This is a genomic window from Streptomyces sp. NPDC096012 (genome assembly GCF_040426375.1).
GTDB lineage: Bacteria > Actinomycetota > Actinomycetes > Streptomycetales > Streptomycetaceae > Streptomyces.
Genome location: NZ_JBEOTD010000019.1, coordinates 30,479 through 44,681 on the forward strand (window position 1 = coordinate 30,479; position 14,203 = coordinate 44,681).

Here is a 14,203-nt window from a genome sequence, read left to right on the forward strand (position 1 = left end):
TCGCCGCCTTGCGGATCTTCGGCCGGTCCACCTTGCGGACCACGGGCCGCACCACCCGCGCCGTCACGCCCACCGGCTGCCAGCGGATCTGCAGGTGGCCGGGGTTGCGGCCCTCCGGGTCGTGGGGCCGGCGGGCCTGGCCGGCCCCGGGGTGCGGAAGGTGACCTCCGGCCCCGGGGGGCAGTGGCTGTACCGGGTGGCGCCCTGAGGCGGGCGGGCTCCTAGCGCAGCACGCTCGACAGCAGCTTCGCCGCCTTGCGGATCTTCGGCCGGTCCACCTTGCGGACCACGGGCCGCACCACCCGCGCCGTCACGCCCACCGGCTGCCAGCGGATCTGCAGGCGGCCGGGGTTGCGGCCCTCCGGTTCGACGGTGACCTCGTGCGGGCTCGTACCCGAGCGGTAGTCGATCCGAACCGTACGGGCGGGGAAGTCCAGCGGGGCCAGCAGCAGTCCCGTCTGGGCCAGGCCCTGCTGCTGCAGGCGGACCATCGGGTGCCGTACGCCGTCGAACCCCTGCAGGGGGAGCGGGGCGGCGGTGAGGTCCAGGCTGACGGTGCCTTCGAAGACGCCGGGGCGGACCGGGTCAAGCCGGAACGGAACGGTCATGCGGCGCCCGCCGGGTGCCAGCACCAGGCCGGCCCGCTGCGGGCCGACGGGCAGCCGGAGCCCCGGGTCGTAGGTGCGGACGGCGAGGGTGAGGCAGCCGTCGGCGCCCGGGGTCAGCTCGGTGATCTCGTGGCGGAACTGGGCGCCGGGGAAGGGCCGCGTCTCCAGCTCCAGGTCGGTCAGGTCCAGCTCGCGCCGGGCCTGCTCGGATGCGGGCACACTGTCGCCCCAGTACGGGGTGCCGGAGTCGTCGCTGGTGACCTGGCGCGGCGCCACCGCGTGACCGAGGCCGCGGGCCGCGAGCCGGACGTCGGCCGTGCGGCCGTCCCGCAGCAGTTGCAGCACCACCCGCTCGGGGCGGGGCAGCCGCGCGAACGCGCCGGGCGCGAGGGTGTCCAGGTACGGGTTCAGGACCTCGGCGAAGGACCGCACCCACTCCTCGTCCCGGTGGGGCAGGTCGCCCGCGTACATCCGGAAGTCGTGCTTGAGGAACTTGTAGTCCTTGTCCTCCCGAAGCCCGCTGTGCCCGCTGGTGACGAGGAAGTCGTCGATCAGCCGCTGGACGTGGACGCGGTCGCGGACGTTGGAGATCTTGTGCCGCTGGTTCGAGATGGAGGCGGAGTCCGCGGCCGCGTACGGCTCGATGTACCAGACGTACACCGGGTCCGGGATGATCGTGAACGCCCGCGCCAGGCAGTACGCTTGGGCCGAGAACAGCTGGTCCTCGTAGTGGATGCCCTCGGGGAAGCGGAGCTGGTGCCGGTCCAGGAAGGAGCGGGCGTACATCTTGCTCGTGGACAGGTGCTCGAACAGCAGCTGCGGATCCTCCTCGATGCCCTGCAGCGTGCGGTGCTCGCTCACCAGGTGCGGCATCCAGGTGGAGTGGCGGCCGTTGTCCACCCGCACCCGCCGGACCGCGCCCATCGTGAAGTCGACCTCACGCTCGCGGTGGGCGGCCAGCAGCGACTCCACCGCGCGGGGCGGGAGTTCGTCGTCGCTGTCGAGGAACATCAGGTACGGCGCCCGGGCGATGTCGATGGCCCGGTTGCGCGGGGCGCTGCAGCCGCCGCTGTTCTCCGGCAGGCGCAGGTACCGGATGCGGTCGTCCTGCGCCGCGAGTCTGCGGGCCACCGCCGGGGTGTCGTCGGTGGAGTGGTCGTCGCTGATGACGATCTCGATGTTGGCGTGGGTCTGCGCGCGCAGAGAGGCGACCGCGCGGGGCAGGCGGGCGGCGTCGTTGTAGACGATGACCGTGATCGTGACGTCGGGCGTGCTCATGCCGAGGCCTCCTCGGGGGTCGGGGCGGGGGTGCGTTCCTCCGGTGGGAGCACCGGGGGCAGCGCCTCCTCGGGCTCGCCGAGGAAGACCCGCCGTACGACCCGCTCGGCGGCGCGGCCGTCGTCGAACTCGCAGAACCGGCGCCGGAACGCGGCCCGCGCCTTCGCCGCGCTCTCGTCGCGCCAGGCTCCGGTGAGGAAGATCTCCGTCAGCTCCTCCTGGCTGCGGGCCACCTGGCCGGGGTGCTCCGCCATCAGGTCGAAGTAGACGCCCCGCGTGGTGCGGTACGTCTCCCAGTCGTCGGCGAACACGACGATCGGCCGGTCCAGGTTGGCGTAGTCGAACATGATCGACGAGTAGTCCGTGACCAGCGCGTCGGCGGCCAGGCACAGTTCCTCGACGGGGTCGTAGGAGGAGACGTCGATGATCCGGCCGGAGCGGCGCAGGCCGGTCAGCGGGGAGGCGGCGCCACCGTAGAAGTAGTGCGCGCGCACGAGGAGGACCGTGTTCTCGCCGAGCCGGTCGGCGAGGGCGGCGAGGTCGAGCCGGGGGGTGAAGCCGGCCTCGTAGTCGCGGTGGGTGGGGGCGTACAGCACGGCCGTGCGGCCCGGCGCGATGCCGAGACGTTCGCGGGCGGCGCGTACGTCGTCGGCGGTGGCCGTGTAGAAGACGTCGTTGCGCGGATAGCCGTGGTCCAGGGAGGTGTAGCGGGCCGGGTAGGCGCGCTCCCACATGCGGGTGGAGTGGCTGTTGGCGCTGACGCTGTAGTCCCACCTGTCGATGCGGGCGAGCAGCGCGGCGAAGTCCAGGCCCTGGGCGGCGGCCGGGTGGTCCATCTGGTCCAGCCCCATGCGCTTGAGCGGGGTGCCGTGGTGGGTCTGGAGGTGGATCGCGTCGGGTCGTTTGACCACCGAGTTGGGGAAGTTGACGTTGTTGGTCAGGTACTTGGCGCCGGCCATGGTCTCCCAGTAGCGGCGGGTCCCGGGAATCACGTGGTCCGTGCCGGGCGGCAGCAGGGCCGCGTTCTCCTTGCCGACCACCCACACCGGGTGGATGTGCGGGGCGAGTTCGGCGAGCTTGGCGGCGATCGCGGCCGGGTTGCAGGCGACCCCGCGGTCCCAGTAGGCGCTGAACACGGCCAGATGGGGGTCCACCGGGCGGCTCAGGGCCTGGCGGTACTGGCGGTCGCGGACCTTCGCGCTCACCTGGCGCTTGCGCGCGCGCACGGTCTTCCGGGCGGCGCGCCGGGTCCGGTTGGCGGCCTGGAACGCGCGGTACCTGGTGTACGCGCCCTCCTCCAGCAGGGAGCGCCGGATCCCCTCGAGGCCCGCCGGGCGCTGGTGTCCCTCGGGGCGCCAGCGGACCGCCGCCAGGGAGGCACGGCGGAAGAACTCGCGGGCGACGGGATCGGGCAGGTTCTCGCGGGCGAAGGTGCGCAGCAGGTCACGCACCATCAGGTCGTAGAGCACCGTACGGGCGGCGCGGCGGTCCTCGGTGAGCGCGAGCAGGGACACGTAGCGGTCGATGAGCGCGAACCGGTCCTCGGGGGCGAGGGGCGGCAGGCTCTCGGGGCGCAGCACGCGCTTCTCGTGGCCCACCTGGTTCAGGCAGGCGACGCGACCGGCGCGGAGCAGGGCCGCGAAGGCGGCGCAGGGCTCGTCGTCGGTGGTGAACTCCTCCTCGTGCGCCCGCCAGAAGGCGGCGCGCAGGGCGCGGTTGCCGAGCAGCGGAGCGGTGCGCAGCAGTTCCGGTGCCTGGTCCAGGGGGAGGCCCGCACGGCCGACGGCGGCGAGCAGGCGGCCGTCGCGGGAGGTGCTGGCGGCGGTCTGCCAGGTGGTGGTGACGTGGTCGAAGAGGAGCACGTCCACGGGGGCACTCGGCGCGTCCGCGGCCTCCGTGGCGTCCAGCTCGGCGGTCCGCTCGGCGATCAGGCGGGGTGCGCCCGCCGGCATCCCGTCCTTGGCGTGCACGAAGTGCAGCCAGCGGCCGGACGCGCGGGCGGCGCCCGCCGCCCGCGCCGCCGCGTCACCGGTGCCCTCCGGCAGCGGCACCACGATCGTCTCCGGGGAGTGGCTCTCGGCCGTCTCCCGCGCCCAGTCGCCGACCGCGGCGACGATCACCTCGGCGTCGGCGAGCGGGTGGGCGTCGAGCGAGTCCAGGAGTTCGGTCAGATGCCCCTGTGTGTTCGACCCGTAGACGATCACGCTGAGCTGAGGCATCGCGGGAAACTCCTTGGGCTGGTTGGTTTGGAAATCCCTTAATAACATACCGTTATTAAACAGATTAAAGGGATAACCGCGCCCAGGTAAGAGCGGGGCTCAGGAGGGAAGAGGCGTTTTCGGCGCGTCCGGTTGCGCCGTGTCCGCTGTCGCGGCGTCCGCCTTCGCGGGGCCGCCGGCGTCCCCCGCATCGGCCTCGCGTGCCGCGGGCTTCTTGGCGGCGGGCTTCGCGGGTGCCGGCTTCTTGTCGCCGGTGAAGGTCTCGTACTCCTTCATGACCTCCTCCGTCGGCCCGTCCATCCGCAGCTCGCCGCGCTCCAGCCACAGGACCCGCTCGCAGGTGTCGCGGATCGACTTGTTGTTGTGGCTGACCAGGAAGACCGTGCCCGCGTGCCGGCGCAGCTCGCGGATCCGCTCCTCGGAGCGCTTCTGGAAGGAGCGGTCGCCGGTGGCCAGGGCCTCGTCGATCAGCAGGACGTCGTGGTCCTTGGCGGCGGCGATGGAGAAGCGCAGCCGGGCGGCCATACCGGAGGAGTACGTGCGCATCGGGAGCGTGATGAAGTCGCCCTTCTCGTTGATCCCGGAGAAGTCGACGATGTCCTGGTAGCGCTCCTTGACCTGCTCCCGGGACATGCCCATGGCGAGGCCGCCGAGGAAGACGTTGCGCTCGCCGGTCAGGTCGTTCATCAGCGCGGCGTTGACGCCCAGCAGGGAGGGCTGGCCGTCGGTGTAGATGTGCCCGTTCTCCACCGGGAGCAGCCCGGCGATCGCCTTGAGCAGGGTCGACTTGCCGGAGCCGTTGGTGCCGATGAGGCCGATGGCCTCGCCCTTGTAGGCGGCGAACGACACCTTCTTCACCGCGTGCACCCGGCGCACGCCCGAGGCCTTCTCGGTCTGCTTGCGGCGCAGGATCCGGTTGAGCGCGGCGGTCGCGGAGCCGCGGCCGCCGCCGGTGCCGTTGACCCGGTAGACGATGTCGACCCCGTCGGCGACGACGGTGGGGATCTTCTCGGTGTGCTCAGCCACGGCCGTACCTCTCCTCAGCCTTCCAGAAGTAGACGAAGCCGCCGACGCCGGCGAGCAGGGCCCAGCCGGTGGCCGCCGCCCACACGTGCGGCGGCAGGGACTTGGCGTGGAAGCTGTCGATCAGCGCGAAACGCATCAGGTCGATGTAGACGGCGGCAGGGTTGAGCTGGAGCAGGACGGTGACGAGGCGCGGCAGGTCGTCCTTCGCGGTGATCTTGTCGATGCTCCACATCACCCCGGACACGTACATCCAGGTGCGCAGCACGAAGGGCATCAGCTGGGCGATGTCGGGGGTCTTGGCGCCCAGTCGCGCCATGATCATCGAGATGCCGGCGTTGAACGTGAACTGCAGGACGAGCGCCGGGATCGCCAGCAGCCAGGACGCGGCCACCGGTACGCCGAAGCAGAGCAGGATGACGACCAGCGCGCACATGGAGAACAGCAGCTGCTGTAGCTGCTGGAGCGCGAAGGAGATCGGCAGGGCGGCGCGCGGGAAGTGCAGGGCGCGGACCAGGCCGAGGTTGCCGGAGATCGCCCGGGTGCCGGCCATGATCGAGCTCTGCGTGAACGTCCAGATGAACACGCCCGTGACCAGGAACGGCACGTAGTCCGGCACGTTGTGCTTGGTGTTGAGCAGCACGCCGAAGATGAAGTAGTAGACCGCCGCGTTCAGCAGCGGGGTCATGACCTGCCAGACCTGGCCGAGCTTCGCCTGGCTGTACTGGGCGGTCAGCTTGGCGGTGGCGAAGGCGGTGATGAAGTGGCGCCGGTCCCACAGCCGGCGGACGTACTCCGGCAGGGTCGGGCGGGCGCCGCTGACCGTCAGGCCGTGCCGGGCCGCCAGTGCCGTGAGGTCGTCGTCGGCCGGGGCCTGTGTCGGGGGCGGTGTGTGGAGGACCTGGCTCACATCCGCTGCTTTCGCTCGGGGGGAGGGGGGTACCGCGCCCGGCTCTCGCCGGGGTCGCCGCGGCCGGGTCCCGTCGCCCGGCGTTTCCTTACGCTTCTCTTCACGTTCTCTTACGTCGGGACGGGACCGTATCGTCGCAACGCGAGCGTAGGGGCTAGGAGCGTCGGAACGCAACCGTATCGTCGTCACGCCCTATGCTGTCCGACATGACGACGAACGCCGACGAGCCGCCGACGCGCCCCCGCCGCCGGGCTCCCGCCGGGGCCGCGGTGCTCCGCGAGGACGTGACGGAGGCCATCCGGGCGGCCGTCTTCGAGGAGCTCGCGGCCGTCGGCTACGCGCGCATGTCCATCGAGGGCATCGCCCGCCGGGCCGGCGTCGGGAAGACGGCGGTGTACCGGCGCTGGCGTTCGAAGCTGCACCTGGTCCTGGACGTCGTCTCGGCCATGGCGGTGCTGGGCTTCCCGGTCCCCGACACGGGCTCCCTGGAAGGCGACCTGCGCGTGCTGTACGAGGTCACGTCCCGGGCCCTGCGCCATCCGGTCGCCTCGCAGATCATCCCCGACCTGCAGGCCGAGGCGGCCCGCAATCCCGACATCGCCGAGGCCTTCCAGAAGGCCCTGCGGGACGGCCAGGAGGGGGTGGCCAGCAGGATCGTCGCGGCGGCCGAGGAGCGGGGGGAGGTACGCGCGGGCCTCGATCCCGACCTGGCGCTGGACCTGATCTCCGGCCCGCTGTACTGGCGCTCGGTGGTGATCCGCACCCCGAACCCCCCCAAGGGCTACCTGGAGAAGCTGGCGCGGGCGACGGCGGGGGCGCTCAAGGCGCTGTGACCTGTCAGGCCCGGACGTGCGTGCCGCCGTGGCGGTCCGCCAGGCCCTGTCCGACAGTGCGCGTCTGCCGCGCGACGCCCTGCACGCACTCTCGCCGCACCGGCCCCCGACCCGGGTACGTCCGGTACGAGCGCCTGGGGCCGGCACGCCGGGAGCACGCACCTGACGCCGCGCGGCCGCCCTCCGGGCCACGACGCGAATCGTCGGACAGGACCTCTAGGAGCGTGCCGCCTCCGGGTGGCGGCGCACCCAGCCCTCCCATGCGGACATGATCATGTCCTGGACGTCGTACTCGGCCCGCCAGCCCAGTTCCGTGGCGATGCGGTCGGCGGAGGCGACGACGCGGGCGGGGTCGCCGGGGCGGCGCGGGGTGACGGTCGCCGGACGGTCGTAGCCGGTGACCGCGTTGACGCGGTCGATCATCTCGCGCACGGAGACGCCCTCCCCGCGGCCGATGTTCAGGGTCAGGCCGGCGCCCGGGGCGGAGCCCAGCGTGCGGGCGACCGCCACATGGGCCTCGGCCAGGTCGGCCACGTGGATGTAGTCGCGGACGCAGGTGCCGTCGGGGGTCGGGTAGTCGTCGCCGAAGATACGCGGCGCGGCGCCCTCCGTCAGCTTCTCGAAGATCATGGGGATCAGGTTGGACACGCCGGTGTCGGCTAGTTCGGGACGGGCCGCGCCGGCCACGTTGAAGTAGCGCAGGGACGCGGTGGCCAGGCCGGTCGCCCGGCCGGTGGCGCGGACCAGCCACTCGCCGGCCAGTTTCGTCTCGCCGTAGGGCGACAGCGGCCGGCAGGGCGTCTCCTCCGTCACCAGGTCCACGTCCGGCATGCCGTAGACGGCGGCCGAGGAGGAGAAGAGGAAGGACGGGACCTGCGCCGCCGTGACCGCCTCCAGCAGCACGCGCAGGCCTTCCACGTTCTCCCGGTAGTACTGCAGCGGGCGGGCCACCGACTCGCCCACCTGCTTCTTCGCCGCCAGGTGGACCACACCGGTGATCTCGTGCCCGGCGAGCGTACGCGCCAGCAGGTCCGCGTCCAGGGTGCTGCCCCGCACCAGCGGGACCTCCGCCGGCACCCGCTCGGCCACGCCCGTGGACAGGTCGTCGTAGACGACCGTACGCTCGCCCGCCTCGGTCATCGCCCGGACGACATGCGCCCCGATGTATCCGGCCCCGCCGGTGATCAGCCAGGTCATGTGCGGCCGCCTCCTCGTCGGTCGTCCTTCGCGCCCCGGCCGAAAGCGGCCGGGGCCCGTCGGCGGAGCAGGCGGCGGAGCCGGCCGCCGGCCACCTCGACGGCCCCACGCACCCCGGTCGCCACGCGCAGCGCCAGAGCGCCGGAGTGCGTCGCGTACGGCTGTACCAGCAGCATGCCGTGCCGGGCGCTCGGGACGGCGCGCCGGCGCAGCCGGCCGGCGCCCGCCAGGGCGTGCGCCGTGACGTCCCGGTGCGTGCCGTCGGCCCACCGCAGGGTCAGCCGCAGGTCCCAGGTGCCGGCGCCGAGCCGGGCCAGGCCGACGGGCACCTGCGCGGACCAGGTGCCCGCGCCGGAGGGGGTGAGGGCGGTCGTCGCGCGGGCGGCCGTACGGTCGTCCTCCCGCGCCCGCCAGCACACCTCCAGCTCGGCCGGGGCCGCCTCGGCCACCCGCCCGTACAGGTCGTGCAGCCGCAGGCGCAGCAGCGACGCACGCGCGCGTGGGCGCAGTTCCGCGTCCACCGCGAGCGGCAGCAGGCCGGTGGGGCGGGTCAGCAGCGGAGCCAGGGAGACCTGGGGGAGGTCGGCCGACCAGACCGGTTCGCCGTCGTCGGTGCGGGCGTAGGGCGGGAGCAGACGTGCCGGGCGGGCGGCGAGTTCCCGCAGCCGGGGCAGGTCACGTGGCTCGGGGGACGCCAGGATCAGCCGCGCGAGCAGGCGGCCGGGTGCGCCGGGGTCCGGCGCCCAGTCGGCGGGGTCGTAACGCGTGAGGTACTCGCGGGTGTGCGTCCACCACGCGCGCTGGTAGTCCGCGTCACGCAAGCCCAGCTCGCGCACGTACATGCGCACCTCGTGGTCGAGGAACTTGGCCCGCGCCGCCCGCGCCAGCTCCTCCTGCCCGGCGCCGAGCAGGATGTCGTACGCCAGCGCGCACGCCTGGACGCGGGCCTTCCAGTTGTCGATGCGCGCCCGGTCCAGGGAGAGCGACAGCCGTTCGGCCGACCGGCGCACGTGCCACACGTACACCGGGTCGGGTACCAGGGCGATGCGCGGGCCGGCGGCCAGGAGGCGGGCGGTGAAGACGAAGTCCTCGTAGAGGAAGCGGCCTTCGGGGAAGCGGATCCGGTGCTCGCGCAGGAAGTCCGTGCGGTACAGCTTGTTGACGCACAGCGTGTCGTCGACCAGGCGCGGGCACTCGGCGGGCCGGGCGAGCACGGTGTGCGCCGCATAGAGGGGCGCCTGCCAGGGGCGTTCGCTCCCCGACGGCAGCTCCCGGCGCACGCACAGTCCGCTCGCGACCTCGGCGTGCGCCCCGGTCGCCGCGGCCAGCAGGGTGTCCACCGCGCCCGGCGGCAGGACGTCGTCGCTGTCCAGGAACATCACGTACGGTGCCGTCACCGCGTCGATCCCGCTGTTGCGCGGGCTGCCGCAGCCGCCGCTGTTCACCTCCCGGTGCAGCACGCGCAGCCGGGGCTCGCCGGCGGCCAGCCGGTCGAGCAGCTCGCCGCTGCCGTCGGTGGAGCGGTCGTCCACGGCGATCACCTCGGCGACCGCGGGGCCCTGGGCCAGCGCCGAACGCACCGCGTCGGTCACGTGGGCCCGGTCGTTGTACCCGATGACGACGACGGCGGCCCGCGGCGTCGGGCTCCGGCCCGCCGGGTCGGTCGGGGCGGACAGGTCGGTCGGTGCAAGCGGGTCTGGGTGCATGAGGTCCACGGGCCGGCGGTGTAGAGAAGGAGGGGGATCCTCCCTCAGGAGGTGCTCAGTGCTCGGTCCGCTAGACGGCCGGAACCAGGCCCGGGTTGCCTCGTCGGCGGGTTTTCCTCCGCCGGTGGCCGCGCGGCGCGCCACAACCGGACCAGGGACAGCACCGCGGCGGCCGCCAGCAGCGCGTTGCGGGCCAGCATCAGCAGGCAGCCGGTCCAGCTGCCGTCGATCACCTCGCGGTACGACATCGGGTACGCCACCGTGCTCAGCGCGCACGCCGCCACGACGAGCGCCGCCACCGGCCGCTGACTGGTGTGCCGGGAGGTCAGGCACACGGCGGCGAGTCCCAGCAGCCAGATCATGTACTGCGGGCTGATGACCCGGCTGGTGACCGTGAACAGCAGCACCGCGCTCAGCGCCGCGTCGTACGGCGTGGCCTCGCTCCAGTGCCGCGCCCGCACCCGCCACAGCACCAGCACCCCGAAGGCGGCCGCCGTCAGGGCGAGGGAGGCGCTCGCGACCGCGTGCACGTACGGGCCGACCAGTTCGATCGCGCCGTACTGGTAGCGGGGGCGCCCGGTCCAGCCGGCGTGCCGCGCCAGGTTGAGGGCCGTGCCGCCGAGCGACTCGATCTGCACCCCGCGGCCGCCCTGCTCGCGCAGGAAGGACAGCGGGCCGGTGAAGAGGACGGCGAACAGGGCGAGCGAGGCGGCCCCGGTCACCGCCGCCCACGTCCACGCCGTGCGGGTCGGCCGGCCCGGAGGCGTGCCCAGCAGCGCCAGCGCGGGCCAGACCTTCACCAGCGCGCCCAGCGCCCCGAACACTCCGCCCGCGCGTGGGGAGTGCGCCATCGTCAGCAGGCAGAGGACGGCCAGCGCGGTGACCTCCACGTCGTACCGGGCGAGCGGGAGGTGCAGCAGCAGCGGCAGGCCGCCCGTCCACAGGGCCGCGCCGAGCAGGCTCCGCCCGGGCCGGGTGCCCGCGCGGGCCAGCGCCCCCGCGATCAGCGCGTCCGCCGCCAGCGTCAGCGCGACGAACGCCTGGAAGTAGGTCAGCCCCGGGGCCAGGCCCGGCGCCAGCAGCACCGCGCCCGCGCCCGGCGGGTACTGCCACAGCGCGTCGTGCACCGGGAAACCGCCGTGCACGAGGACGCCGTACCAGTGGAAGTACAGCCGGGACACCTCGCGGTTCACCGAACCCCCGCCCAGCAGCGGGGCGTCATCGTGCAGGAGGAGCCAGAGCAGCACGGCGCGGGTGACGGACCAGAGGGCGGTGAGGGCGAGGACCGGGCCGGGGGTGACACGGTGACGGTTCATCACATGGGAGCGTAAGCCGTGCGGATGGTGTATCCATGCCGATACGCCGTTAAAGAGCGGCAAAGGTTGGCTAATCGCAAAAGATCGGGCCGTGGTGAAGGTCGGGCTTCCTGTGAGAACGCAGTCGCGCCGGACGGCTGGAGCGGCGGTCGCCGCTTCCACCGGTGCAACGACGCAGGCGCCGAATGGTGCGCTGAACCGTAGGACGAACCGCGCGTCGTGCCGTGCGCCGGGGAGCCTCCCGGCGCGGATCCGCCGTGCCGCCGCCGTGTGCGTACCGGCGCTCGCGATGCTCGGGATCGGGCTGTGGGGGCTCGACCGGGGCGGGATGTGGCGCGACGAGGCCGTCACCTTCCAGGTCGGACGCCGCACGGTGCCCCAGATCTGGCGGCTGCTGCACGGCGTGGACGCGGTCCACGGCCTGTACTACCTGCTCATGCACGCCGTCCTCGCCGTCCATCCCGGCGAGGTCGCCCTCCGGCTGCCGTCGGTGTGCGCGGCGGCGGTGACCGCCGGTCTGGTGGCCGCGCTGGGCGCGCGCCTGGTCCGGCCGCGCGTCGGGCTGTGGGCCGGGCTGCTGTACGCCGTCACGCCCATGGCCGGCCACTACGCCCAGGAGGGCCGCTCCTACGCGCTGGTCGCGGCGGGGGCCACGGCCGCGACGCTGCTGTTCACGCGGGCCGTGCGGGAAGGCACCTGGTGGGCCTACGGCGCTGTCCTCGGAGTCACCTGCTGGCTGCACGAGTTCGCGGTCCTGCTGCTGCTCGCGCACGCGGTGACGCTGGCGCTCGCCCGGCCCGGGGCGCGGGTGTGGCGGGGCTGGGGGCGGGCGGCCGGCGCGGTCGTCCTCGCGCTGCTGCCGATGATCGTCGTCTCGCGGGCGCAGTCGGCGCAGGTCGCGTGGCTGCGCAGGCCCACGGCGGACACGGCGCAGACGGCACTGCGGACGTTCCTGGGGGCCGTGCCAGGGGTGTACTGGGTGTGTCTCGGGCTCGCGCTGGTGGGCCTGGCGGGGCTGGTGGGGCGGCGGGGGCAGGTCACCTGTGCGGGCGTGGCCCTGCCCCTGATGGTGGTGCCGCCGGGGGCGCTGATGCTGGTGTCCCAGCTCTCGCCGCTGTACGTCGACCGGTACGTGCTGTACGCCCTGGGCGGCGCGCCGCTGCTGGTCGCCGCCGGGGCGGAGCGGGTGGCCGGTGCGGTGGGGCGCCTGGGGCCGCGGGTGGCGGGGTGGCTGCGGTCGGGTGCGGTGGGCCGGCACGGTCGTGGTGCGGTGGGGTGGCTGCGGTCGGGTGCGGTGGGTCGTCTCGGTCGTGGTGCGGTGGGGTGGCTGCGGTCGCGTGCGGTGGGCCGTCACGGTCGTGGTGCGGCGGGGTGGCTGCCGTCGGGTGCGGTGGGTCGTCTCGGTCGCGGTGCGGTGGCGTGGCTGTGGTCGCGTGCGGGGGCGGGTGGCCGTCGCGTATCCGCCCTCTTTCCGGCTCCCCGCGCCCCCCGCGCCGCAGCGGCGCCCGTCCCGCCGTCGGACGACCGGACCCGCGGCGGCGGCCCGCCGGGGGCGCGCGCCGTCGCGCGGGCCGCCCGTGCGGCACGGTCCCACCTGGTGGCCGTCGCCGGCGTGCTGGCCGTCGCCCTGGTCCTCCACCACCAGCTTCCGCTGCTGCGCGCCGACCACAGCCCGGCCCGCCGGCCCGACGACCTCGCCGCCGTCTCCCGCCTCGCCGCGCGGAAGCTGGGCCCGGGAGACCCGGTGCTGTTCCTGCCCGCGCAGACGCGGAACGTGGCGATCACCTACCCGGGGGCGTTCAGGGGGGTGCGGGACGTGGCCCTGGCGGAGAGCGCCGCCGCGTCCGGGACGCTGTACGGGCGGGAGATCGGAGCCGGCGAGCTGCGCCGCAGGCTGGCGCGGCTGGACCGGGTGTGGGTCGTCGCGGACCAGGCGGTGCTCGACGGCCGCTGGGTTCCAGGCAGCCCCGCCGAACGCCTCAAACTGGCCGTGCTGGCAGAGGAGTTCAGCCAAGGTGAGCAGGCCGCTCGGGACGGGGTGACCGTACGGCTCTACGTCCGCCGTACTACTCGGATTCGGCTGATTGCGCCGATGTCGTCACCGATGCCGCGTCCAGGGCGGCGGTGAGCCGGTCGAGCCGTTCCCGCAGCTCGCCGATCTCCGCCGGGTCGAAGCCGGTCGCCGCCGCGATCCGCCGTGGCACCTCCCCGGCCCGCTCGCGCAGCTCCGCGCCCTCCTCGGTGAGCCGCACCCACACCGACCGCTCGTCCCGCGCGCTGCGCTCGCGCCGTACGAGGCCGGCCGCCTCCAGCCGCTTCACGAGCGGCGACAGCGTGCCCGAGTCCAGCCGCAGATGCTCGCCGAGCTGTTTGACGGGCAGATCGCCCTGCTCCCAGAGCACCAGCATCACCAGGTACTGAGGGTAGGTGAGCCCGAGGTCCTTCAGGATCACGCGATAGACGCCGTTGAAGGCGCGGGACGCCGCGTGCAGGGCGAAGCAGACCTGGTTGTCCAGGCGGAGCCAGTCCGCAGCGGCGGTCTTCGGGGTCGGCGAGGCGGTCATGGTTCCAGGGTAGCTCCGTGGGCCATTTGGTTGTGCACAACTTAATTGTGTGCTCTACTTGAGGTCGCGACGGGGCCCTGAACGGAAAAGTCCCGTGCGGCACCCCACATCGAGAGGGATGAACTTCCATGGACGCGCTCTACACCGCTGTCGCCACCGCCACCCACGGCCGTGACGGACGTGCCGTCTCCTCCGACGGCAAGATCGACCTCCGGCTGGCCCCGCCCGTGGAGCTGGGCGGCAACGGCGAGGGAACCAACCCGGAGCAGCTCTTCGCCGCCGGTTACGCCGCCTGCTTCGGCAGCGCCCTCGGCCTCGTCGGCCGCCAGGCGAAGGTGGACGTCAGCGACGCGGCGGTCACCGCCGAGGTCGGCATCGGCAAGCAGGGCGAGGGCTTCGGGCTGAAGGTCACCCTGCGCATCGAGCTGCCCGAGTCCGTGGACGAGGCCACCGGCCGCAAGCTGGTCGAGACCGCCCACCAGGTCTGCCCGTACTCCAACGCCACCCGCGGCAACATCGAGGTCGACCTCATCATCGAGTGACACCCCG

At 73.5% G+C, this 14,203-nt stretch carries 11 protein-coding genes; 3 read left to right on the forward strand and 8 right to left on the reverse strand.

What is annotated here, in order from left to right; translation table 11 throughout:
• Positions 1 to 221 precede the first annotated feature (221 nt).
• From ABVB68_RS19550 to ABVB68_RS19565, 4 genes are all read right to left on the reverse strand, one after another.
• On the reverse strand, positions 222 to 1,886 hold the full coding sequence (locus ABVB68_RS19550; RefSeq protein WP_353602349.1) for a glycosyltransferase family 2 protein: 1,665 nt from the start codon (positions 1,884 to 1,886) through the stop codon (positions 222 to 224).
• On the reverse strand, positions 1,883 to 4,105 hold the full coding sequence (locus ABVB68_RS19555; protein ID WP_353602350.1) for a CDP-glycerol glycerophosphotransferase family protein: 2,223 nt from the start codon (positions 4,103 to 4,105) through the stop codon (positions 1,883 to 1,885). The genes ABVB68_RS19550 and ABVB68_RS19555 overlap by 4 nt, the downstream gene beginning before the upstream one ends.
• Before the next feature lie 99 nt (positions 4,106 to 4,204).
• Entirely contained in the window at positions 4,205 to 5,149 is a 945-nt protein-coding gene (locus tag ABVB68_RS19560) for an ABC transporter ATP-binding protein (RefSeq protein WP_503006197.1), read from the reverse strand.
• Positions 5,124 to 6,038 (reverse strand): ABC transporter permease, encoded by a 915-nt coding sequence (locus tag ABVB68_RS19565; RefSeq protein WP_353602352.1) that lies wholly within the window; start codon positions 6,036 to 6,038, stop codon positions 5,124 to 5,126. Before ABVB68_RS19565 ends, ABVB68_RS19560 begins: the two co-directional genes overlap by 26 nt.
• A gap of 206 nt (positions 6,039 to 6,244) precedes the next feature.
• Here ABVB68_RS19565 and ABVB68_RS19570 point away from each other — a divergent pair, with 206 nt between their 5' ends.
• Positions 6,245 to 6,871: a TetR/AcrR family transcriptional regulator gene (locus tag ABVB68_RS19570; RefSeq protein ID WP_353602353.1), complete on the forward strand. Its 627-nt coding sequence runs from the start codon at positions 6,245 to 6,247 to the stop codon at positions 6,869 to 6,871.
• Between the two features lie 216 nt (positions 6,872 to 7,087).
• Here the strand turns inward: ABVB68_RS19570 and galE are convergent, their stop codons facing one another.
• The 3 genes from galE to ABVB68_RS19585 are packed head-to-tail and all read right to left on the reverse strand — an operon-like array spanning position 7,088 to position 11,090.
• Positions 7,088 to 8,068: a UDP-glucose 4-epimerase GalE gene (gene galE, locus ABVB68_RS19575; RefSeq protein WP_353602354.1), complete on the reverse strand. Its 981-nt coding sequence runs from the start codon at positions 8,066 to 8,068 to the stop codon at positions 7,088 to 7,090.
• Positions 8,065 to 9,774 (reverse strand): glycosyltransferase, encoded by a 1,710-nt coding sequence (locus ABVB68_RS19580; RefSeq protein WP_353602355.1) that lies wholly within the window; start codon positions 9,772 to 9,774, stop codon positions 8,065 to 8,067. Before ABVB68_RS19580 ends, galE begins: the two co-directional genes overlap by 4 nt.
• Positions 9,775 to 9,818: 44 nt before the next feature.
• A complete protein-coding gene (locus ABVB68_RS19585; protein WP_353602356.1) occupies positions 9,819 to 11,090 on the reverse strand; it encodes a glycosyltransferase family 87 protein in 1,272 nt (423 codons plus the stop codon).
• A gap of 289 nt (positions 11,091 to 11,379) precedes the next feature.
• Here ABVB68_RS19585 and ABVB68_RS19590 point away from each other — a divergent pair, with 289 nt between their 5' ends.
• A complete protein-coding gene (locus ABVB68_RS19590; RefSeq protein ID WP_353602357.1) occupies positions 11,380 to 13,218 on the forward strand; it encodes a glycosyltransferase family 39 protein in 1,839 nt (612 codons plus the stop codon).
• On the opposite strand, the gene ABVB68_RS19595 is transcribed toward ABVB68_RS19590, so the two are convergent.
• Entirely contained in the window at positions 13,157 to 13,654 is a 498-nt protein-coding gene (locus ABVB68_RS19595) for a MarR family winged helix-turn-helix transcriptional regulator (protein ID WP_353602358.1), read from the reverse strand. The two genes, ABVB68_RS19590 and ABVB68_RS19595, sit on opposite strands and share 62 nt — an antisense overlap.
• A gap of 128 nt (positions 13,655 to 13,782) precedes the next feature.
• Between ABVB68_RS19595 and ABVB68_RS19600 the strand changes: the two genes are divergently transcribed.
• A complete protein-coding gene (locus ABVB68_RS19600) occupies positions 13,783 to 14,196 on the forward strand; it encodes an organic hydroperoxide resistance protein (protein WP_353602359.1) in 414 nt (137 codons plus the stop codon).
• Positions 14,197 to 14,203: the final 7 nt, after the last annotated feature.